The organism is Myxococcus sp. AM011, assembly GCF_013372595.1.
Classification (GTDB): domain Bacteria; phylum Myxococcota; class Myxococcia; order Myxococcales; family Myxococcaceae; genus Myxococcus; species Myxococcus eversor.
The window spans coordinates 1-490 of the sequence record NZ_JABXEM010000623.1 but is presented as its reverse complement, the minus strand read 5'-3'; the positions used below and the strand labels follow the sequence as shown (position 1 = coordinate 490).

General features: G+C 69.4%; 1 protein-coding gene. It reads left to right on the top strand.

The window, feature by feature from the left end; genetic code table 11:
• Positions 1–76: 76 nt before the first annotated feature.
• On the top strand, positions 77–490 hold a 414-nt coding region (locus tag HUW62_RS47710; RefSeq protein WP_176438230.1), incomplete at its 3' end, for an enoyl-CoA hydratase/isomerase family protein.

The window sequence follows — 490 nt, the reverse complement described above, 5'->3', positions numbered from 1 at the left end:
CACATGGGCTGGGGCGCGGGCTTGCTGGGAGCGTGGTCGTCTGGGCGGACGCCCATGCGCCTGACGCACGCGGCCAATTGATGAGCGCGCGGGTGGAGACGTGCGCGCCGTGGCGGCCTCGACGTTGGAGTCGCGGGGGGCGGAACCGGAGCGCTTGTCGCGAGAGTTCTTCCGCGCCGAGTACGCGTTGAACCATCGCATCCACCACTTCGGCAAGCCGTACATCTCCCTGGTGGACGGCATCTGCATGGGGGGCGGACTGGGCTTGTCCATCCATGGTGCATACCGCGTCGTCACCGAGAAGCTGGTGCTGGCGATGCCGGAGACGGGGATTGGCCTGTTCCCGGATGTGGGGGGCGGCTGGTTCCTGCCGCGCTTCCCCGGAGAATCGGGAACGTACCTGGGGCTGACGGGGGCCCGGTGTAGCGCGGCGGACGCGATGTGGCTCGGCTACGGGACGCACCACGTGGAGTCGGCGCGACTGGACTCC